The sequence below is a fragment of the Bradyrhizobium manausense genome, from assembly GCF_018130615.1.
Taxonomy (GTDB): Bacteria; Pseudomonadota; Alphaproteobacteria; order Rhizobiales; family Xanthobacteraceae; genus Bradyrhizobium; species Bradyrhizobium manausense_A.
In genome coordinates this window covers 96848-118191 of record NZ_JAFCKB010000007.1, presented here as the reverse complement: position 1 = coordinate 118191, position 21344 = coordinate 96848, and the positions used below count along the sequence as shown (strand labels likewise).

Here is a 21344-nt window from a genome sequence, read left to right as displayed (position 1 = left end):
ATGAACAAATCATTGCGCGGGCGGATCGCGGAGTCCAGCGACAAGCGCGGATATGGTTTCCGCGGGTCATTCCCAGGAATTCAACCCAAAAGAGAGGCAAAAAAAGAGCCGCCGGAGACCGGCGGCTTTGAAAGTTGATAACAGGGAGGCGTCAAACAGAGTGGACAGGAGCCACTCGGTGTCCAAACGAGGACGGTTCCAGTCATAAACTCGAAAGCTTAATGGTGCGTAAACGAACGAATTCTTTGAGAGTTCGTTAGCCATGTCGGTCACTGGCCGAGTGGGTGTTGCGCGCGCTCCCCGCCGTCATTCCGGGGCGGCGCGTAGCGCGGGATGACGGCGGAGAGATCGGCGCGACGCGCGCCAAGACACGCAAGCCTTACGATTTGAAGAAACTGTTCGCGGCGTCGCGCGAGGCGCGCTTCTTGGAGGCGGCTTCTTCCAATCGCGTGATCTCGGTCCTGAGCAGAGCGACCCGCTCGGTCAATTCCTCGACCGACAACAGTGAGAGATCCTGTCCAATTTCATGGGTGATCTTCTTGCGCGGGCGGTCGTCGTCTTCCATCGGCATCGTCGTTCCTCCTGCGTTCGTGTCCGGCCACACGGCTGAGGCGGTTGCCAGCTTGGACCGCGCTGGCTAAGCAATGGCCTCGTTCCTCCCGCACCTTTGCTCAAGGACACATCATGGACAAGCTGCCCGCGCAAATGACCGTGGTCGCCATCTCCGCTCCCGGCGGACCCGAGGTGCTGGTGCCGGAACAACGAGCACTGCCGCAGCCCGGCCCCGACGAGATCCTGGTCAAGGTCGAGGCCGCCGGCGTCAACCGTCCCGACGTGGCGCAGCGCTCCGGCGCCTATCCGCCGCCGCCCGGCGCCAGCGACCTGCCCGGCCTCGAGATCGCAGGTGAAGTGGTCGCCGTCGGCAGCAACGCCAAGCGGCACAAGATCGGCGACAAGGTGATGTCGCTCGTCGCCGGCGGCGGCTATGCGCAGTATTGCATCGCGCAGGACGCCCAGGCCATGAGCGTGCCGCCGGCGCTGTCGATGAAGGAAGCCGGCGCACTGCCGGAAACCCTGATGACGGTGTGGCACAATGTGTTCGAGCGCGGCGGCCTGAAGGCCGGCGAGACGCTGCTGATCCATGGCGGCTCCTCCGGCATCGGCACGATGGCGATCCAGCTCGCCAAGGCATTCGGCGCAAAAGTATTCGTCACCGTCGGCTCGCAGGACAAGGTCGATGCCTGCCTCAAGCTCGGGGCCGACCGCGCCATCAACTACAAGACCGAGGACTTCGTCGCCGTGGTCAAGGAAGAGACCAACAAGGCCGGCGTCAATTTGATCCTCGACATGGTCGCGGGCGAGTATGTCGACCGCAACTATGACGCCGCCGCCGTCGACGGCCGCATCGTGCAGATCGCAACCCTCAACGGCCCCAAGATTACCGCCAACATCGCCAAGGTGATGGTCAAGCGTCTGACGCATACCGGCTCGACCTTGCGGCCCCGTAGTAATGCGGACAAGGCGGCGATGGTGGCCGCCATTGAAGCGAAAGTGATGCCGCTTCTGCGCGAAGGCCGGGTGAAACCGCTGATGGACAGCTCTTTCCCGCTGGAAAAGGCATCCGACGCGCACCGGCGCATGGAGACCTCAGCACATATTGGCAAAATTGTGTTGGAGGTCTAGGCCAGCGGCCCACAGGAGACGCCGGAAACCCTTTGATTTTCCTCGCTTTCGTGGCATCTATCGCGGCGCGCCGAACCAATTCCGTCCGGCGTGAAATCGTCTTGCACCGAAGAGTTGCGTCGAACGCGGAGAACTGACCTTGCGTCTGATCAGGTGCCTCGCGCCCATCGCGCTGGGCCTCATGGTTCTCGTCGCCGCGTCGCCTGCACGCGCGCTTGACGCCGTCAGCGTCCGCGGCGACGCGCCCGCGATCGACCTCACCGGCGTGCTCGAGCATCAGCGCAGCGACGCCGACCGCATCCAGGTCTCCACCGCGCCCGGCACCGACGGCATCGTCCGCCGCATCGAGGTGCGCGCCCGCGAGGGTGGCCAGAACTGGGTGGTGTTCGCGCTCGCCAACAACACCGACGACCAGCTCGACCGCCTGATCGTCGCCCCGCACTACCGCATCGTGTCCTCCGGCCTGTTGTGGCCCGACCTCGGGCTGTCGCGCATCGCGACCATCACGCCGTCCATCGGCGACCGGCCGGAACGCCAGGAGAGCGCGACCGCCGACGTGTTCCGTGTCACGCTCGACCCCGGCGCCGTCGTCACCTTCGTCGCGGAACTGCGCACCGACAAGCTACCGCAGCTCTATCTGTGGGAGCCGGAAGCCTACAAGGACAAGGTCAACTCCTTCACGCTCTACCAGGGCATCGTGATCGGCATCTCCGGCCTCTTGGCGCTGGTGCTGACGATTCTGTTCGTGGTGAAGGGCAGCATCATGTTCCCAGCCGCCGCGGCGCTGGCCTGGGCGGTGCTGGTCTATATCGGCGTCGATTTCGGCTTCTGGGGCAAGGTGCTCGACATGTCGAACAACGCCGAGCGCATCTGGCGCGCGGCCGGTGAAGCGATATTGGCGGCGACGCTGCTGGTGTTCCTGTTTGCCTATCTCAACCTCAGCCGATGGCATGTGCGCTATTCGCACATCACGGTGGGCTGGCTCGCGTTCCTCGGATCCCTCGTCGCGCTCGCGCTGTTTGATCCGGCTGTTGCCTCCGGCATCGCGCGCATCTCGCTGGTGCTGATCGCCTTCGCCGGTTTCGCGCTGATCGTCTATCTCTCCACCCACGGCTTCGACCGCGCGGTGCTCTTGATCCCGACCTGGTTCCTCCTCGTGGTCTGGGTGGTCGCAGCCGGCATGACGGTGGCGGGCTCCGTCACCAACGACATCGTCGGCCCTGCTTTGCTCGGCGGCCTCGTGCTGATCGTGATGCTGATCGGCTTCACGGTGATGCAGCATGCGTTCGCGGGCGGCGGCGCCACCACCGGCGTCGTCTCCGACATCGAACGCCGCGCGCTGGCGCTGGCCGGTTCCGGCGATCTGATCTGGGACTGGGACGTCTCCGCCGACAAGGTCTTCACCAGCCCCGAGACCGAGGCGCTGCTCGGCCTCAAGCGCGGCACGCTGGAAGGCCCGGCCGCGTCCTGGTTAGAGGTGCTGCATCCGCTCGACCAGGACCGTTTCCGCGCCGCGCTCGACAGCGTGCTCGACCAGCGCCGCGGCAGGTTGGTGCAGGATTTCCGCCTGCGCACCCCGGACGGCCATTTCATGTGGTTCGCGCTGAAGGCGCGGCCGGTGGTCGGCTCGGACGGCGAGGTCTCGCGCGTGGTCGGCACCCTCACGGACGTCACCGAACTGCGCAACGCCGAGGAACGGCTGCTGCACGATTCTGTGCACGACAACCTCACCGGCCTGCCCAACCGCAAGCTGTTCATGGACCGGCTCGGCGCAGTCGCGCATTTCGCCAAGTCGATGCCGACACTGCGGCCGACGCTGATGGTGATCGATCTCGACCGCTTCAAGCAGGTCAATGATTCCGTCGGCATCGCGGTCGGCGATTCCATCCTGCTGACGCTGGCCCGCCGCCTCACCCGCATCCTGAAGCCGCAGGACACGCTGGCGCGGCTCGCAGGCGATCAGTTCGGCCTGATCCTGCTGTCCGAGCAGGATCCGGCCCGCATCACCGCCTTCGCCGAGACCATCCGCAAGACCATCCGCGCGCCGATCGCCTTCAACGACCGCGAGATCTTCCTCACCGCTTCGATCGGGCTCGCCCTTTCTGATCCTCAGACGCAACTGACTGACGAGATCATCAAGGACGCCGAGCTCGCGATGTATCACTCCAAGCGCATCGGCGGCGACCGCATCGACGTCTACAAGCCCGCGATGCGGGCGCGGAAGACGGACCGGCTGACACTGGAAAGCGAGCTGCGCCGCGCCATCGAGCGGCAGGAGCTGACGATCCTGTATCAGCCGATCGTGCGGCTGGAGGATCGCTCGGTCGCCGGCTTCGAGGCGCTGGTGCGCTGGGATCATCCCAAGCTCGGGCGCATGGCGCCGTCGGAATTCATCACCATCGCGGAAGAGACCGGCCTGATCGTCGACCTCGGCATGTTCGTTCTCGACCAGACCGCGAAGCAGCTCTCGGTGTGGCAACGCGCGATGCGTTCGCGCGAGCCGATCTTCGCGAGCGTCAACGTCTCGTCGCGGCAGTTGCTGCGCCACGACCTGATCCACGACATCCGCACCGTGCTGTCGCGCTCCTCGGTGGCGCGCGGCACGTTGAAGCTGGAATTGACGGAATCGCTGGTGATGGAGAATCCCGAGCATGCGGCGCAGATGCTGACGCGGATCCGCGAACTCGGCACCGGACTGTCGCTCGACGATTTCGGCACCGGCCATTCCTCGCTGGCCTATCTGCAGCGTTTCCCGTTCGACACCATCAAGATCGACCAATCCTTCGTCCGCACCACCAACCGCGGCACGCGCCCGGTGATCCTCAAGTCGATCATCGCACTCGCGCATGATCTTGGCATGGACGTGGTGGCGGAAGGCGCCGAGACCGATTCCGACGCCGTCGAGCTGTATCAATTGGGCTGCGAGTACGCGCAGGGCTTTGCCTTCGGCGAGCCCATGGATGCGGATGCGGCGATGCGCCTGCTGACGGAAGTGCGGCTCGAAGCTGCGAGCTGATCCATCCATGAGTTCGGTATCGTAGCAACCTTTAGAGAGCCGCCCTCTCCCTTCAAGGAAGCTTCAACCGCCTGCGCCGCTCTATCCCGGCCTGCGTCCGTCCTTCTTCCGCTTGGTAAACCGCACGCTCTGGCCGTCAGGCATCCGCGTCGCCACGAAGCCAGCGGCGAGGCAGGCTTCGCGCTGCGGCATCTGGATGTCGGGACTGCGCAGGCTGTCCCACCACGACGCACGGTTGGCCGCACGCGGCAGGGCCGCACCGATGATCTCCTCGATCTGCTCAAAGCTCAGCACGAATTCCATCTGCTTCTGCCGCAGCAGGTAATCGCGTAGCGCGTCGTAGTCGTTCACCGCCGTCCCCACCTTTGTCCGCGGCCTGATCTGCGCAAAAGCGATGCCTGCGGAAACCAATCCTTAACTCATTGCAGCAGCGCCGTCGCGACTTAAACACTATGCAAGATTTCAGGCGCATCCACTCATATCGGGAGCAAGCGATGCTGTCTGGATGGCGCGAAGCCAAGGCCCGCCGGCCGTGGCGCATTTCGGCGAAGCTGCTGATCATCTCGTCCGTCGTGACGGTGATCGGCTTTTCCGCCATTTGCGTCAACGTCATGCTCGACATGCGCCGCGGCGAGGAGGCGCTCGCCCGCCAGACGCTCGAAAACCTGGCCACCACCATCGACTCCGACGTGACCCGCAATATCGAGATCTACGACCTGTCGCTAAAGGCGGTCGTCAACAACATGCTGCTGCCCGAGATCGCCACGGTCTCGAAGCCGGTGCGCCAGCTCATCCTGTTCGACCACGCCACCACGGCGCGTCATTTCGGCGCCATCCAGGTCTTCGATGCCGACGGCAGGCTGACCATTGATGCCTCCACGCTCGATCCGCCGGCGGAGAACCGCGCCGACGAGGACTATTTCCGGATCCACCGCGACAATCCCGATGTCGGCCTGTTCATCAGCCGACCGATGTTGTTCCGCGGAGCCTATTCGATCGTGCTGAGCCGGCGTATCAGCGACACCGACGGCGGCTTCCTGGGCGTGGTCGCCGGCTCGATCCGCTTCGGCTATTTCCACGAGCTGTTCGAACGGCTGAGCCTCGATCCCGCAGACACCATCACCGTGCTGAAGCGCGACCGCACCATCATGATGCGGCGACCGTTCGACCTCGACATCATCGGCAAGAACCTGGGAACGCAGCAGGAGTGGAAGCCCGACAATCTCAAGGCCGGCGGATCCTACGCCGGAAAGGGACCGGTGGACGTGACGCCGCGCCTCTACGTGCGCAGCAGCGGCTCGGGTCCTCTGTTTGTCGTGGCGGGTAAACCGCTCAGCGCCGTGTTCGAGCTTTGGCAGAAGGAGGCCTATCGCATCGGTGCGGTGGTGCTGGCGCTGATCCTGTTCGTGCTGGCATCGACGCTGGTCCTCGCCCGCGAGATCAGCCGCCGCGCCGATGCCGAAAACAAGCTCGAGGAGATGGCGACGACGGACGCACTCACCGGCTTGCGCAACCGCCGCAAGTTCGATTCCGTCATCGACATCGAATGGCGGCGCGCCATGCGCGAGAAGACGCAGATCGCACTCCTGATGATCGATGCCGATCACTTCAAGGCCTACAACGACACGTACGGCCACCAGGCCGGCGACCAGGTGCTGGTCGGCATCGCCATCTGCATCTCGGATTCGGTGCGCCGCGCCGGCGACTGCGCCGCACGCTACGGCGGCGAGGAGTTCGCCGTGCTGCTGCCGAACAGCTCGGCCGCCGATGCCTTCAGAATCGCCGAGACCATCCGCGCCAAGGTGCAGGGCTGGTCGGACGTCGAGGCGGGATCGACTGTCTCCTGCGGCATCGCCAGCCTCGCGCCCACCGCCGGCATGGATTGGGCGATCCTGGTCGCCGCCGCCGACAAGGCGCTCTATGCCGCAAAAGCCGGCGGCCGCAACCGATCGGTGGTGGCGAGCCTGCCGAAGCTGTCGCTGGTGGCGTGAGCGTCTCTCTCCGTCATTGCCAATGACGCGGCGCTAGGACTGCCCCAGATACTTCTTCATCTCCGCAATCAGCCCCTCGCGCAGCTCGGGCCGCTTCAGTGCGTAGGCGATGTTGGCGCGGAGGAAGCCGGGTTTGGAGCCGCAATCATGGCGCTCGCCCTCGAACTCGACGCCATAGAACTTTTGCGATTTGGAAAGGCCGATCATGGCGTCGGTAAGCTGGATCTCGCCGCCGGCGCCGCGCTCCTGGGTCTCCAGGATCTTGAAGATTTCCGGCTGGAGAATGTAGCGGCCGGTGATCGAGAGGTTGGAGGGCGCGGTGCCCTTGGCCGGCTTCTCGACCATGCCGTCGACCTCGAACATCTTGCCGGTGCGCTTGCCGACGCCGCAGATACCGTATTGATGGGTGAGATGATCGGGTACCGCCTCGACCGCGATCAGGTTGGATTTCTCGCCGAGCGTTGCAGCGGTTTCGATCATCTGCTTCAGGCAGCCGGGCGAATTGAGCACGAGCTCGTCGGGCAGCACCACCGCGAACGGCTCGTTGCCGACGATGTCGCGCGCGCACCAGACCGCGTGGCCAAGGCCGAGCGGCGCCTGCTGGCGAGTGAAGCTGACGGCGCCGGCTTCCGGCTGGTTCTGCGCCAAAATCTCCTGCTCGGCCTTCTTGCCGCGCTGGCTCAGCGTCGTGTCGAGCTCGAACATCCTGTCGAAATGATCTTCGATGACATTTTTGTTGCGGCCGGTGACGAAAATGAAGTGCTCGATACCGGCTTCACGCGCCTCGTCGTACACGTACTGGATCAGCGGCTTGTCGACGATGGTGAGCATTTCCTTCGGCATCGCCTTGGTCGCGGGCAAGACGCGGGTCCCGAGGCCGGCGACGGGGAATACAGCTTTGCGGATTTTCATGTGATTGATCGAATACCCTGGAGCGCAGGTGAAAGAAGCAATGACATCTTGCTAGCCGGTTTGCAGCCGGTAACAAAGGCGGATGTAGGGCTCGGTCTCCGAGAATTTGCGAAAAAGGTGACCAGCAGAAATTCACCTTTGTTAAGATATTGGCAACCGTAACGAGGCCTCCTGATGGCGAATTTTCGGCCAGACGGATGGGACATGATGCAATTGATGGCAGGACTGGCAAAACGCACGGGAATTATAGCCGGCGCAACAATGATTGCGGCCGGCCTGCTGTTCCCGGTGTCCGCGCAGGCCCAAGGACAACAAGGGCAGCAAGGGCAAAATGGCCTGTCAAAACTGTTCGGCGGCATTTTCTCCGGCTCGGACCCGGCACCGTCGCAACCTGCGCCCACCCCCGGCGGTGCCCAGCCCTGGAGCGGCGAGGACGGTGCCTCCGGCCATCCGCTGATGACGGCCACCGCGATCCGCGAGGCGGCGGGCAATTTCGACAATTGCGTCGCGGGCATGTGGCCGGATGCCGCACGGCGCAACATCACCCAAGAAAACTTTCAGCGCTTCACCGCAGGCCTTACGCCCGATCTGCGCATCATGGACCTGATGGATTCGCAGCCCGAGTTCACCAAATCGATCTGGGACTATCTCGACATTCTCGTGAACGACAACCGCCTCGCCAAGGGCAAGGAAGTCCTCGCCAAATACAAGGCGCAGTTCGACGCGACAGAGAAGGCCTATGGCGTCGACCGTTATATCATCGCCGCGATCTGGGGCATCGAGTCCAACTATTCGACGCAGATGGGCGACCGCAGCGTGCTGCAATCGACCGCGACGCTCGCCTGCATCGGCCGCCGCCAGGCCTATTTCAAGGACGAATTCCTCTCCGCACTGGAGATCCTCAACCGCGGCGATCTCAGACCGGAGCAGATGCGCGGCTCCTGGGCCGGCGCGTTCGGCCCGACCCAGTTCATGCCGACCGCGTTCAAGCGCTTTGCCGTGGACGGCGACGGCGACGGACGGCGCGACGTGGTCGACAATCCAACCGACCTGATCGCCTCGACCGCCAATAATCTCAAGAAGGACGGCTGGCAAAGCGGCCAGACCTGGGGCTTTGAGGTCGTGGTGCCGCAGGGCTTCAACTACATGCTGGCCGACCGCGCCAAGATGATGACGATCGCGCAGTGGGAAAAGCTCGGGCTCAAACGGGCGACGGGCCAGCCTTTCCCGCATCCGGCGGAAAAGGCCTATCTGCTGGCGCCAGCCGGCGCGCAGGGACCGGGCTTCCTGATGCTGCAGAACTTCCGGGTCATCATGAAATACAATCCGGCCGAGGCCTATGCGATGGCGATCGGCCATTTCGCCGACCGCCTGCGTGGCGGAGCACCCTTCGTGCAGCCGTGGCCGCGGCAGGAGCGCGAATTGTCCAGGGGCGAGCGGCTGGAACTTCAGCAGCTTTTGGCCCAGCGCGGCTTCTACAAGGGCACCCCGGACGGCCAGTTCGGCGGCCAGACCCGGGACGCACTGCGCAATTTCCAGGCCTCGATCGGGGTACCCGCAGACGGGTTTGCCTCCTCCGACGTGCTGGAACGCCTGCGCGGGCGGTAAAATCGCGCCAAAAGTAACCCTGAGCGGGGATTTTGGCCGATCGTCGGTGTATGGCCCTAAGATTCTGCAAGAGAATTTGCCCGTTTGGCGCCCGATTCCGTTATTATATGGAGCTAATCCCAGACCCGCTGCGCGCGCCCGAGATCGCATGTCGAAGCCCAAATCCTTTTTCAAGGCGCTGACCGAGACCGGCCCGCTGATCGCGCTGGGGACAGCGCTTGCGATTCTGATCTCGATCGCGGGACCGGCTTCGGCGCAGTTCTTCAACTTCCCCGGCTTCGGCGGCCCGCCGCAACGCGCGGCCCCGCCGCGCAGCGGCGGCGGCGGCTGGTTCGGCGGCGATTTCTTCGCGCCATTCCAGCAGCAACAGCCGCAGGCCCCGCGCCAGGATTTTTCGCGCGCGCCGGCGCCCGCCAAGCGCGACACCATTGCCGACAAGAACGTGCTGGTGATCGGCGACGCCATGGCCGACTGGCTCGCCTACGGTCTGGAAGACGCCTACACCGAGCAGCCCGACATGGGCGTGATCCGCAAGCACCGGACCACCTCGGGTCTGATCAAGTATCAGCCGAAGGGCGAGCCCTCGGATTGGGCTGCGGCCGCGAAGGGTATTTTGGAGACCGAGAAGCCCGACGTCATCGTCGTCATGCTCGGTCTCAACGACCGCATCGCGATCCGCGAAGCTGCGCCCGAGAAATCCGACAAGGACAAGAAGAACGACAAGGGCGCACGCGCCAAGCCGCAAGGAAAAGGTGACGCAAAGCCGGGCGAGGCCAAGCCTGACACCGCCGCCAAGCCCGACGACAAGCCTGTCGACACCGACCTGCCGCAGGATGACGCCGACAACGCCGATACGCCGGCCGCCGCACCTGAAAAGACCGCGCGCAACCCGAACGGCCTCTACGAATTCCGCGACGACCATTGGGTCGAACTGTACGGCAAGAAGATCGAGGAGCTCGCGAACGTCCTGAAGGCCAAGGGCGTTCCGGTTCTCTGGGTCGGCTTGCCCGCGATCCGCGGACCCAAGGGCACCGCCGACATGCTGTTCCTGGATTCGCTCTATCGCGAAGGCGCGGCCAAGGCCGGCATCACCTATGTGGATGTCTGGGACGGTTTTGTCGACGAAGCCGGCCGCTTCCTGCAGAAGGGCCCGGATTTCGAAGGCCAGATCCGCCAGCTCCGCAGCGGCGACGGCGTCTACTTCACAAAGCCGGGCGCCCGAAAACTCGCGCACTATGTCGAGCGCGAGATCACGCGCCTGCTGGCGGGGCGCTCCGGCCCGATCGCGTTGCCGAGCGAGCCGGCGACGCCGGATACCAACGCCGAGCCCGGCAAGCCCCCGCCGCGGCCGCTCGCCGGTCCGATCGTGCCGCTGGTTGCGGCCTCGATCTCGACCGATCAATTGCTGGGCGGACCGGGCACACGTCCGGCCGCCGTCGATGCACTCGCCGCGCGGACGCTGGTGAAAGGCGAGCCGCTGGCCGCGCCCGCCGGCCGTGCCGACGACTATTCCTGGCCGCGCCGCGAAGTCGGTCGTGAGCAGGCCAAGGGCGATACGCCCGTCGCGGCGACGACTCCCGACGGTGGTGCTGCAGCTCCCGGTACGCCTGGCGCGCCGGGCGCAGCCGCCGCAATTCTGCCGCCCAAGCCGCTCGCGCCGAAGAAGCCGACGACGCCGCAGCAGCCGGCTCAGGCCACACCGTCATTGCGGGAATTCTTCGGCTTCGGCTCGCCGCAGCCAGCGCCGCGTCAGCTGGCGCCCGCCCCGCGAAACCCGAATCCCGCGATCCCGCGTCCGCCGGGTAACGTCGGGCATTCGGCGGAAGTGGTTCGGTAAGCGTTGCTCTGAATTAAATTGTCATTCCGGGGCGCGCCTCTTGGCGCGAGCCCGGAATCCATTCATCAACATTGACGGCGGCTCGATGGATTCCGGGCTCGCGCTTCGCGCGCCCCGGAATGACGAGCGACTAACCGTAATAGCGCCAGCGCGGCGGCGGGCGACGTGCCGGGCGTGACATCAGAAGCGCGAGCGCGAAGCCGATGCCGCCGGCAACCAGCAGCGCGCCGAGCGGATTGTCCTGCACCTTCTTCGACAGCGCCTGTGAGCCATCGCGAAGGGTCTCGCCGCTGTTCTCATAGGCATCCTTGGCGTAGCTCGCGGCGGAGTCAGTGGCATCACGCACGGCGTCCTTGGCCTGGCCATAGAGATTCTGCACCGTGCCTGCGGCTTCCCGCGCCTTGCCCGACGCCTGCGTCTGCGCGTCGCCTGCGAGATCGCCGACGGCGCCCTCTGCGCGTCCAGCAAATTCCTTGGCCGATCCGACAATCCGATCCTTGTCCATAATGCTCCTCCTCGGGGGTCTGCCCAAGTAACCGATCAGGAGGAGCGCAGTTCCATTGCTGCTCAGAGAATGAGTCCACCATCGACAACCAGCGTTTGCCCGATGATGTACGACGACAGCGGCGAGGCGAGGAACAGCGCTGCGCCTGCCATGTCGGCCGGCGTGCCCAATCGCCGCAGCGGAATGCGTGACAATGCACCTTCGAGCCGCTTGGGGTTGTCTGTCGTCACCTTCGTCATCTTGGTATCGACGAGGCCGGGCGCGATGCCGTTGACGCGGATGCCGTCTTCCGCCCACGCCTCGCCCAGCGTCCGCGTCAATCCGACCGCGCCGGTCTTCGACGCATTGTAGGCGGGATTGCCCATGGTGGAATGATAGGCCGCGGTCGAGGACACCATGATCAGCGCACCCTTGGAATCCCGCAACATGGAATGAAACCGCGTTGCGCACGCCATCAGGCTCATGAGGTTGACCTCGACGACCTTGCGGAAGCCTGCCATCTCGAACTCGCCGCGGCGATAGATCACCGCACCCTGCGCCAGCACCAGAATGTCGAGCCGATCGAAGGACGGCTTGAACGCTTCGATCGCGCCGGGGTTGCTGACGTCGAGCTGTGCATAAGCAAGACCGGTGAGATCGGAGCCCTCCTCCGCCAAATATTCCGTGTGCCGAGCACGCGTGCCGCACACCGCAACATGCGCGCCTCTTGTGCGAAAGGCTTGCGCGATGCCGTTGCCGATACCGCTGGAACCACCGACGACCAGCACCTGCTTGCCTGTGAATTCGAGCTCGCTCGCCATCGCGGCCTCCCTTTGGTTCTTGCTTGTTTGACCTGTCTGCGGATCGGTGCCAGCCTTGTCTATCTCACAACAAGAAACAAGAGACACGAGGAACGCCATGTCCGAGTTCAAGCAGCTCAGCCGCTCCGTAAAGGATCTGGTCGTTCTCGTCACGGGCGCAGCCAGCGGCATGGGGCGCGCCACTGCGCGCGTGTTCGCAGCCGAGGGCGCCAACGTGGCGGTGACCGATCATGACGAGCAGGGCGCACATGCGGTCGCCAAGGACATCGCGGCAAGCGGCGGCTCGGCCAAGGCGTGGAAGCTCGATGTCGCCGATGGCGGCGAGATCAAGCGCGTGGTCAATGGTGTCGCGGCGCATTTCGGCGGGATCGACGTCGTCGTCAACAATGCCGGCATCTCCGTGCGCGTCGCGATCGACGACGAGGGTTACGAAGATGCCTGGGCCAAAGGCATCGCCGTGATGCTGACGGCGCATCCGCGCATCATCCGCGCCGCGTTGCCGCATCTGCGCAGATCGAAGTCGCCGCGCATCGTCAACATCGCTTCGACCGAGGCGCTTGGGGCCACTGCATTGCACAGCCCCTATTCTGCTGCGAAGGGCGGTGTCGCGAGCCTCACCCGCTCGCTCGCGGTGGAGCTCGGTCGTGAGGGCATCACCGTCAACTGCATCTGCCCGGGGCCGATCCGCACCGGGATCACCGACCGCATCTCCGAAGAGCACAAGACCATCTACGCCAAGCGCCGCACGGCGCTCGGCCGTTACGGCGATCCCGAGGAAGTCGCGCATATGACGCTGAGCCTGTGCCTGCCCGCGGCATCGTTTCTTACCGGCGCGGTGATCCCGGTGGACGGCGGGCTGATGGCGCGCAACGCGTAAGAGCCATGCACGCGGAGCGTTGACATCAACCTGCACCGGAGTAGCTTTTTCATCGACAAGGGCGGAGCAACCGCTCATCTTCGGGGAGAGTCGCCATGACGATCGCCATCCGGCAGCTTCAGAAGCATTTTGTCGGTGAGGTTTCCGGCCTCGACCTACAAAAGCCTCTCACACCGGATCAGGCCCGCGAGATCGAGTCCGCGATGGACAAATACGCGGTGCTCGTCTTCCACGACCAGGACATCACCGACGAGCAGCAGATGGCCTTTGCGCTGAACTTCGGCCAGCGGGAAGATGCGCGCGGCGGCAACATTACCAAGGCCAGCGAATACCGCCTCAGCTCGGGCTTGAACGATGTTTCGAACCTCGGCAAGGACGGCAAGCCGCTCGCCAGGGACAGCCGCGCCAATCTGTTCAACCTCGGCAACTGCCTCTGGCACTCCGACAGCTCGTTCCGCCCCATCCCGGCAAAATTCTCGCTGCTGTCGGCGCGCGTGGTGAACCCGAAGGGCGGCAACACCGAGTTCGCCGACATGCGCGCGGCCTATGACGCGCTCGACGACGAGACCAAGGCCGAGATCGACGACCTCATCTGCGAGCACTCGCTGATGTATTCGCGGGGATCGCTCGGCTTCACCGAATACACCGACGACGAGAAGGCGATGTTCAAGCCGGTGCTGCAGCGACTGGTCCGGACCCATCCGGTCCATCGCCGCAAGTCGCTGTATCTCTCATCGCATGCCGGCAAGATCGTCGGCATGAGCGTTCCGGAGGGACGACTGTTGCTGCGCGACCTCAACGAGCACGCGACACAGGCCGAGTTCGTCTACGTCCACACATGGAAGCTGCATGATCTCGTGATGTGGGACAACCGCCAGACCATGCACCGCGTCCGCCGCTACGACCAATCGCAACCCCGCGACATGCGCCGCGCAACGGTGGCGGGGACCGAGCCGACGGTGCAGCAACAGGCGGCTGAGTAGGTGCTTTGGACTAGCCACAAATTCCGCCGTCGTCCCGGACAAGCGCAGCGAAGCGGAGCGCAGACTCGGGATCCATAACCACAGGCCCTGGTTTGGCGAAGACTCATGGTGATGAGCCTGCCTCAAACTCCGCCCTGGGAGTATGGGTCCCGGATCTGCGCACGCTCGAGGCGCGCTCGTCCGGGACGACGGCGGAGAGTGGGGCGAGCAGCGAGGACGACGGCCACCAACTACGCGTGCCCCGCCTCGTTCGACAGCATGCCGGGATCGATTCCGATCTTGCGCAAGGCGCGTCCGTATTTTTCGTCGACGTCGTCGCCGAAGATCAGATCTGCATCCGCGTCGCAATGCAGCCAGCCATTGCTCTGGATCTCGGTCTCGAGCTGGCCCGGCGCCCATCCGGCGTAGCCGAGCGCGAGAATGGCGTGCTTGGGGCCGGAGCCGTTGGCGATCGCACGCAGGATGTCGACGGTTGCGGTGAGGCAGACACCGTCATCGATCCGCAATGTCGCGTTCTCGATGTAGAAGTCACTGGAATGCAGCACGAAGCCGCGCCCGGTGTCGACCGGCCCGCCGCGCAGCACCTTCATGCTTTCGGCATTCTCCGGCAGCTTGATGTGCTCGCCCTTCTTGACGATGCCGAGCTGTTCCAGCAGCTCGGGAAAATCGATGCTGCCGGCCGGGTGATTGACGATGATGCCCATCGCGCCCTCGGCCGAATGCGCACAAAGATAGATCACCGAGCGCTCAAAGCGCTCGTCGCCCATCACCGGCATCGCGATCAGGAGCCGGCCGTCGAGATAGCCGGCCGAATTGGGAAGCGCGGGGCCCGCGCGGCGCGTGCTTTCGCCCGTCCTTTTGCCTGTGGGAGCCATCGGTGAAGCACTCCGGTTTCAATTCCTATCCTGATGTCGGGCCGCCCTGCTGTCAAATCAAGGCTTGCAGAGACCTGATTCGAGTGCATCCATCACAAGCAATTCAATGGTTTGCCCCGGGGTGACCCTGTAAAGACGTGCCATGCTGACAAGAGTTCCCCTGCATGCGGCGATTGGCGTCGCAACAACCCTGCTTGCGTCGTCATTGACGACGGTAGCCCATGCCGACGACGCCTCGCCGTGGCAGCGCGACGGACATTCGGCGGTGCGGCTCTTGGCGGGATCGCGCAGCGGCGCGGTGCTGCTCGGCGGCATCGCCGTCCAGCTCCAGCCTGGCTGGAAGACCTACTGGCGCATGCCGGGCGATTCCGGCGTTCCACCGCGGTTCGACTTCTCGAAGTCGGACAATGTCGAAGCGGTGACCGTGATGTGGCCGGCGCCGCAAAAGTTCGACGACGGCGCGGGCGGCCATTCGATCGGCTATCACGACCAGATCGTGCTGCCCTTGCGTATCGTCGCCAAGGCCGCCGACAAGCCGGTGACGTTGCGTGCCGAGATCAATTACGCCGTGTGCGAAAAGCTCTGCATTCCCGTCGAGGCCAATGTCGAGCTCGGTTTCAACAACGTCGCCTCGACCGAAGACGCCAATCTGCGCACTGCGCTCGACACCGTGCCGAAACCCGCCAATGTCGGCGATCCCAATCCGCTCACCATCCGCGATGTCAAGCGCGACGGACCCAAGAACGTGGTGGTGGATATCGTTGCGCCCGAGAACAGCAAGGTGAATCTGTTCGTCGAAGGACCGACGCCCGAGTGGTCTTTGCCGATTCCCGATCTGGTCGAGCACAGCCCGCCCGGCGTGAAGCGATTTTCGTTCGAGCTTGACGGATTGCCGCCGGGCGTCAAGCCCGACGGCGCAGCGCTGAAGTTCACGTTGGTCGGGCCGGAGAAATCGTACGAGTTCAATACGAATTTGGAGTAGGTGTCGTCCTGGCGAAAGCCGGGCCAACGGATAGCCACCCAACCGAATCTTAACGAATGGTTGCTAATCCCAGGGACCACCGCATCAAGCCTGCCGCAGAAAGCGCGGAACGCCCGGGGATTGTTCGAATTGGCCGTGATGGATGCAGAGCCTGCAACGACCGGACCGGCCGGGCTGATCGCGCGGCTCCGCGCCAGGTTGACGGGCGGCTCGAGCGAAGCGTCGCTGACGCGATGGCTTGCCGGCACCATCTTCATCATCCGCGTCATCAGCGCGGGCCTCGCCTATTTCTCGCAGGTCCTGCTCGCGCGCTGGATGGGCACGTCCGACTACGGCATCTACGTTTATGTCTGGACTTGGGTGCTGCTGCTCGGCAGCATGATGGACTTCGGCATCTCGGCTTCCGCGCAAAAAATCATTCCGGAATATCGCGCCAGCGGCGACCACGCGCTGCTGCGCGGCTTTCTCTCCGGCAGCCGCTGGCTCACCTTTGCCGTCTCGACGCTGACGTCGCTGGCGCTTGCCGGAATCGTCAAGCTGCTGTCGCCCTGGATCGATCCGGCCGAGGAGCTGCCGCTCTATATCGGCTGCATGACGCTGCCCGCTTTCGTCGTCGCCAACACCCAGGACGGCATCGCGCGCTCGCATGACTGGATGCAGCTCGGTCTGATGCCGCAATTCATCATCCGCCAGGCGCTGATCATCGGCATCACGGCGATCGCGTTCCTGCTCGGCTATCATCTCGGCGCGGTCGCGGCGATGGTCGCGAGCGCAGGCGCCGTGTGGGTCGCCATGACCGGGCAGATGGTGGTGCTGAACCGTAAGCTCGCCGGTCACATCGCGCCCGGTCCGAAGGCCTATGACATCAGCGGGTGGCTCGCAGTGTCGCTGCCGATCCTGCTGGTCGAAAGCTTTTACCTGCTGTTGTCCTACACCGACGTGCTGGTGCTGCAGCAGTTCCGTCCGTCGGACGAGGTCGGCGTCTACTTTGCCGTAGTGAAGACGCTGGCGCTGGTGTCCTTCATCCACTACGCGATGTCGGCGACGACGGCGCACCGCTTTGCCGAATACAATTCGCTCGGCGACAAGGCGCGGCTGTCCGCCTATGTCGCGCATGCCATCAACTGGACGTTCTGGCCGTCGCTGGCCGCGACCGCCGTGCTGCTCGCGCTCGGCAAGCCCCTGCTCTGGCTGTTCGGGCCGCAATTCGTGGTCGGCTACGACATCATGTTCGTCGCCGCGATCGGCCTCGTGGTGCGCGCCGCGATCGGCCCTGTGGAGCGTCTGCTCAACATGCTCGGCCAGCAGAAGATCTGCGCACTGGCCTATGCCCTGGCCTTCGTGATGAACGTCGTGCTCTGCATCGCGCTGGTGCCGCGCTTTGGCGGCCACGGCGCCGCCACCGCGACCTCGATCTCGCTCACCTTCGAGACGGTGCTGCTGTTCTGGATCGTGCGGCAGCGGCTGGGCCTGCACGTGCTGGCGTTTGGTAAATAGGTACTACGCACTTATATTGCCGCTCCCCGAGGAACGTCTGTTTCGCAACGAGCCCGAGAACAAGGCGAAACACCTAGCCAGTTCCGTTTCAGAGCAGAATTTTTCTTATTCCGTCCAAGCGGTTGCGCCCTGGGGGAAATTTATTCTACGTCATATTGCCCAACTGACGAGATAAACCTAGATTTCCCCGACCATGATTGATCCGCTTTACGTCGCCTCGGGTTTCGGCGTCGGCCTGCTTGTCGGGCTGACCGGAGTGGGAGGCGGCTCGTTGATGACGCCACTGCTGATCCTGCTGTTCGGCATTCACCCGACCACCGCCGTCGGTACCGACCTGCTCTATGCCGCCGCCACCAAGACCGGCGGCAGCGTCGTGCATGGCTGGTCGCGCAGCGTGCACTGGCCGGCGGTGCTGCGGCTGGCCTGCGGCAGCATTCCGGCGAGCGCCCTGACGCTGCTGGTGCTGTGGAAGCTCGATCTCAAGAGCGATGCCGAGCGGAACCTGGTCAACCTGGTGCTGTGCTTTGCGCTGATCCTGACCGCAACATCGCTGATCTTCCGCAAGTCGATCATGGAGCGCTATCGCCGGCGCATGGAGCAGGTCAGTGAGCGCACCACGGTGATTGCCACGGTTGTCACCGGGATCGTGCTCGGCGTGCTGGTGTCGATTTCGTCGGTCGGTGCCGGCGCGGTCGGCGTGACCGTGCTGCTGTTGCTCTACCCGCGCCTGCCGATGGCGACCATCGTCGGCTCCGATATCGCGCACGCGGTGCCGCTGACGCTGGTGGCCGGCATCGGACACTGGATGCTCGGTTCGGTCGACTGGGGCCTGATGGGCGTGCTGCTGCTGGGCTCGCTGCCCGGCATCATCGTCGGCAGCTACAGCGCGACGCGCGTGCCGGAGACGGTACTGCGCGTGGCGCTCGCCAGCGTCCTCGTCGTGGTCGCCGGCAAGATCATGTTCGCGGAGCTCAACCTGCAATCCGCGATCGTGACGGCTCTGGCCTGGAGCCATTGAGGCGGAAGCTGTCGCCGCACTCTCGCTGTCGTCGCCCGGCTTGACCGGGCGACCCCGCCCTGGATGCCTCGGTCAAGCCGGGGCATGACAGAGGTTGGATTTACTCCGCCGTCCAGCCGCCGTCGATCGACAGGTTGGTACCGGTGATCTGCGCGGCATCGTCGCTGCACAGGAACAGCGCCAGCGCTGCGACCTGCTCCGACGTCACGAACTCCTTGGTCGGCTGGGCGTCGAGCAGCACGTCGTTGATGACCTGCTCGCGCGTGAGATTACGGGCCTTCATCGTGTCCGGGATCTGCTTCTCCACCAGCGGCGTCCAGACATAGCCGGGGCTGATGCAGTTGCAGGTGATCTTGCTGGTCGCGACTTCCAGCGCCACGGTCTTGGTCAGGCCGGCGATGCCGTGCTTGGCCGACACATAGGCCGACTTGAAGGGCGAGGCGACCAGAGAGTGCGCCGAGGCGGTGTTGATGATGCGGCCCCAGCCCTTCTTCTTCATGCCGGGAACGGCGGCGCGGATGGCATGGAAGGCCGAGGACAGGTTGATCGCGATGATCTGGTCCCACTTCTCGAGCGGGAATTCCTCGATCGGCGAGACGAACTGGATGCCGGCATTGTTGACGAGAATGTCGACCGAGCCGAACGACTTCTCGCCGAGCGCGATCATCCCGGCAATCTCGGCCGGCTTGGTCATGTCGGCGGGCGAGTAGACCGCCTTCACGCCGAAATCGGACTCGATTTTCGTGCGCTCCTTCTCGATGTCCTCCGGTGAGCCGAAGCCGTTGATGACGACATTGGCGCCGGCAGCCGCGAACGCGCGCGCATAGGCAAGGCCAATGCCGCTGGTCGATCCGGTCACGACGGCGTTCTTGCCTGACAGAGTACCCATAGTTATTCGCTCCTTTTTGGCGGGGGCGCGGTGACGTCCCCCGTGAGATCGTAGGTCACCATGGTCTCGCCGGACTGCGGCTTCTCCAGCCAGTCCTTGTGGCGCATCGACAAATGCACGTCGCGCACGCCGCTTTCCCAATGCTCGACCATCGCGACATGGGAGAAGTCGTAGTCCTTGGACGAGGATTCGTAGTTCTTGCTGCGATAGATCAGGTGCACCACGGTGACGGTGCTTTCGCGCGACGCTTTTGCGAGGAATTCGACGGACGGATCGTTCTTCAGATAGTCCGGCAATTTGCTGATGAGCTCGCGCGCGGCCCGGCGGGCGTTGTGCAACTGCTTGTTCTTGTCTGTGTTCATCCGCGTGCGGCTGGAGAAGCGGATGTCCTTCTCACGCTCGGTGGCCTCGAGCAACGAGGTCGGCAGGTCGCCGCGGGCGCTGAACAGGTCGACCTGGAAGATCAGCATGTCGCGATCGAGCTCGGCATCGAGCACGAAATCGAGCGGTGTGTTGGAGGCGATGCCGCCGTCCCAGTAATGCTCGCCGTCGATGACGACCGACGGAAAGCCCGGCGGCAAGGCGCCGGAGGCCATGATGTGCTCGGGGCCGATGGTCTTGCCGAGCTTCTTGAACTCGTAATTGTCGAAATATTTGAAATTGCCGGAGGTGACGCCGACGGCGCCAACCGACAGGCGGGTCTTGAGGTCGTTGATGCGGTCGAAATCGACCAGCCGCTCCAGCGTCTTCTTCAGCGGCGCGGTGTCGTAATAGCTCTCGGCCTGCGGACTGCCGGGTGGCCAGAGCGGCGCAGGCGGGACGCGCGGGACGAAGAAGCCCGGCACGCCGAACGTCGCGATCAGCGCGGCGCTGGTGGAATTGAACAGCTCGCGGCTGTGGTCGCTCTTGCCGATCGGCTTCCACGGCACCGGCGCGGAAACCATCTCCCAGAATTCCTTGAGCCGCTTGACGCGGATTTGACCCTCATTGCCGGCGATGATGGCGGCGTTGACCGCACCGATCGAGATGCCGGCAACCCATTCCGGCTCGAAGTCGAAATGGCAGAGCGCCTGATAGGCGCCGGCCTGATAGGAGCCGAGCGCACCGCCGCCCTGGAGAACCAGGACGCGCTGCGCCTTCGCGGGGACTGTTGCGACTTCCGGGCTGTGATCTGTCATGCGGGAACAATAGCAAAGAGCGAGGCACCGTGGCGACAGTCTGTCGCTACGTCAATGCATCCCGGGATCAAGTCTGGCTTATCGTGGGTCGGTCGACGCCAAAATCATCGTCCAGAACACCTTGTACTTGGTACCTGGAGCATAGCTCGCCGCGATGCCCAATTTTGTGACACCACCCTTGAGCATATTGGCGCGGTGCGGAGGCGAGTCGCGCCAGCCGGAAAACGCTTCCGCCAGCGTATGATAGCCAGCCGAGATGTTCTCGACCGCCACGGTTGCCGGATAACCGCCGGCATTGAGCCGCTTGGCCAAGGGCGCGCGGACGTCATGGTCCATCTTGTTGGCGGCGGCCATGGCGTTGGACTGGGATTCGGCGAGCCGCATCAATTCGGGGTCGATCTCGACGGTGCCGAGGCCGTTGTTCTGGCGGTATTGCGAGATCATGATCGCGGCGGCCGGCGCATCGAGCTTGGCGCCCGGGACCGACATATCGGCATACATCGACGGCTGCTGGACCGGCGCCTCGTTGCCGGCACAGCCGGCGAGAAGCAAAGTGATGAGAATTGCGGCCGCAGCGCGCATGAATCGGGGCCCCCAAATGAGGGGCCGTTGTTGCATACCAACCGTGGCTGAAAGGTGAATTTTGAGGAAAATCGTAGTCGTCATTCCGAGGCGCGCGCCCAGCACGGACTA

Annotated in this window: 19 protein-coding genes; 10 read left to right on the top strand and 9 right to left on the bottom strand. The window is 64.2% G+C overall.

The window, feature by feature from the left end; all coding sequences use genetic code 11:
• Positions 1-379: 379 nt before the first annotated feature.
• The gene (locus JQ587_RS15690) at positions 380-571 is read right to left on the bottom strand and encodes a DUF1192 domain-containing protein (RefSeq protein ID WP_212425867.1); all 192 of its coding nucleotides are present in this window, start codon (positions 569-571) and stop codon (positions 380-382) included.
• Between the two features lie 113 nt (positions 572-684).
• Between JQ587_RS15690 and JQ587_RS15685 the strand changes: the two genes are divergently transcribed.
• Together JQ587_RS15685 and JQ587_RS15680 are read left to right on the top strand one after the other, a co-directional pair.
• Positions 685-1683, top strand: a complete 999-nt coding sequence (locus JQ587_RS15685; RefSeq protein WP_212425866.1) for an NAD(P)H-quinone oxidoreductase — start codon at positions 685-687, stop codon at positions 1681-1683.
• Between the two features lie 139 nt (positions 1684-1822).
• Positions 1823-4699, top strand: coding sequence for an EAL domain-containing protein (locus JQ587_RS15680; protein ID WP_212298331.1), 2877 nt, complete (start codon positions 1823-1825; stop codon positions 4697-4699).
• A gap of 81 nt (positions 4700-4780) precedes the next feature.
• Here JQ587_RS15680 and JQ587_RS15675 read toward each other — a convergent pair whose 3' ends face one another.
• On the bottom strand, positions 4781-5050 hold the full coding sequence (locus JQ587_RS15675) for a DUF7662 domain-containing protein (protein WP_212425865.1): 270 nt from the start codon (positions 5048-5050) through the stop codon (positions 4781-4783).
• 143 nt (positions 5051-5193) lie between these two features.
• Here JQ587_RS15675 and JQ587_RS15670 point away from each other — a divergent pair, with 143 nt between their 5' ends.
• The gene (locus JQ587_RS15670) at positions 5194-6690 is read left to right on the top strand and encodes a sensor domain-containing diguanylate cyclase (protein ID WP_212425864.1); all 1497 of its coding nucleotides are present in this window, start codon (positions 5194-5196) and stop codon (positions 6688-6690) included.
• A gap of 33 nt (positions 6691-6723) precedes the next feature.
• On the opposite strand, the gene JQ587_RS15665 is transcribed toward JQ587_RS15670, so the two are convergent.
• Complete coding sequence (locus tag JQ587_RS15665) at positions 6724-7602, bottom strand: UTP--glucose-1-phosphate uridylyltransferase (protein ID WP_212298334.1); 879 nt, start codon at positions 7600-7602, stop codon at positions 6724-6726.
• Positions 7603-7806: 204 nt separating this feature from the next.
• Here JQ587_RS15665 and JQ587_RS15660 point away from each other — a divergent pair, with 204 nt between their 5' ends.
• Positions 7807-9210 carry a lytic murein transglycosylase gene (locus JQ587_RS15660; protein ID WP_212425863.1) on the top strand — a complete coding sequence of 468 codons (1404 nt, stop codon included), beginning with the start codon at positions 7807-7809 and terminating at the stop codon, positions 9208-9210.
• Between the two features lie 148 nt (positions 9211-9358).
• Complete coding sequence (locus tag JQ587_RS15655) at positions 9359-11047, top strand: SGNH/GDSL hydrolase family protein (protein ID WP_212425862.1); 1689 nt, start codon at positions 9359-9361, stop codon at positions 11045-11047.
• A 130-nt stretch (positions 11048-11177) separates the two neighbouring features.
• Here JQ587_RS15655 and JQ587_RS15650 read toward each other — a convergent pair whose 3' ends face one another.
• Together JQ587_RS15650 and JQ587_RS15645 are read right to left on the bottom strand one after the other, a co-directional pair.
• Positions 11178-11552 carry a CsbD family protein gene (locus tag JQ587_RS15650; RefSeq protein WP_212298337.1) on the bottom strand — a complete coding sequence of 125 codons (375 nt, stop codon included), beginning with the start codon at positions 11550-11552 and terminating at the stop codon, positions 11178-11180.
• Positions 11553-11614: 62 nt separating this feature from the next.
• The gene (locus tag JQ587_RS15645) at positions 11615-12352 is read right to left on the bottom strand and encodes an SDR family NAD(P)-dependent oxidoreductase (protein ID WP_212425861.1); all 738 of its coding nucleotides are present in this window, start codon (positions 12350-12352) and stop codon (positions 11615-11617) included.
• Between the two features lie 97 nt (positions 12353-12449).
• On the opposite strand from JQ587_RS15645, the gene JQ587_RS15640 reads away from it, so the two are divergent.
• Together JQ587_RS15640 and JQ587_RS15635 are read left to right on the top strand one after the other, a co-directional pair.
• Complete coding sequence (locus JQ587_RS15640) at positions 12450-13229, top strand: SDR family NAD(P)-dependent oxidoreductase (protein WP_212425860.1); 780 nt, start codon at positions 12450-12452, stop codon at positions 13227-13229.
• Between the two features lie 95 nt (positions 13230-13324).
• Positions 13325-14212 carry a TauD/TfdA dioxygenase family protein gene (locus JQ587_RS15635; RefSeq protein ID WP_212298340.1) on the top strand — a complete coding sequence of 296 codons (888 nt, stop codon included), beginning with the start codon at positions 13325-13327 and terminating at the stop codon, positions 14210-14212.
• Positions 14213-14442: 230 nt separating this feature from the next.
• On the opposite strand, the gene JQ587_RS15630 is transcribed toward JQ587_RS15635, so the two are convergent.
• A complete protein-coding gene (locus JQ587_RS15630) occupies positions 14443-15087 on the bottom strand; it encodes a YqgE/AlgH family protein (RefSeq protein ID WP_188101517.1) in 645 nt (214 codons plus the stop codon).
• A gap of 142 nt (positions 15088-15229) precedes the next feature.
• Here JQ587_RS15630 and JQ587_RS15625 point away from each other — a divergent pair, with 142 nt between their 5' ends.
• The 3 genes from JQ587_RS15625 to JQ587_RS15615 all read left to right on the top strand — a co-directional run bounded on the left by JQ587_RS15625 (position 15230) and on the right by JQ587_RS15615 (position 18584).
• On the top strand, positions 15230-16069 hold the full coding sequence (locus JQ587_RS15625; RefSeq protein WP_212425859.1) for a protein-disulfide reductase DsbD domain-containing protein: 840 nt from the start codon (positions 15230-15232) through the stop codon (positions 16067-16069).
• Positions 16070-16198: 129 nt separating this feature from the next.
• The gene (locus JQ587_RS15620; RefSeq protein WP_212425996.1) at positions 16199-17566 is read left to right on the top strand and encodes an oligosaccharide flippase family protein; all 1368 of its coding nucleotides are present in this window, start codon (positions 16199-16201) and stop codon (positions 17564-17566) included.
• Positions 17567-17759: 193 nt separating this feature from the next.
• Positions 17760-18584 (top strand): sulfite exporter TauE/SafE family protein, encoded by an 825-nt coding sequence (locus tag JQ587_RS15615; protein WP_212425858.1) that lies wholly within the window; start codon positions 17760-17762, stop codon positions 18582-18584.
• A gap of 100 nt (positions 18585-18684) precedes the next feature.
• Here the strand turns inward: JQ587_RS15615 and JQ587_RS15610 are convergent, their stop codons facing one another.
• From JQ587_RS15610 to JQ587_RS15600, 3 genes are all read right to left on the bottom strand, one after another.
• Positions 18685-19473 carry a 3-hydroxybutyrate dehydrogenase gene (locus JQ587_RS15610; RefSeq protein WP_209959058.1) on the bottom strand — a complete coding sequence of 263 codons (789 nt, stop codon included), beginning with the start codon at positions 19471-19473 and terminating at the stop codon, positions 18685-18687.
• A 2-nt stretch (positions 19474-19475) separates the two neighbouring features.
• Entirely contained in the window at positions 19476-20651 is a 1176-nt protein-coding gene (locus JQ587_RS15605) for a DUF3734 domain-containing protein (protein ID WP_212298344.1), read from the bottom strand.
• Between the two features lie 78 nt (positions 20652-20729).
• The gene (locus tag JQ587_RS15600; RefSeq protein WP_212425857.1) at positions 20730-21233 is read right to left on the bottom strand and encodes a CAP domain-containing protein; all 504 of its coding nucleotides are present in this window, start codon (positions 21231-21233) and stop codon (positions 20730-20732) included.
• Positions 21234-21344 lie beyond the last annotated feature (111 nt).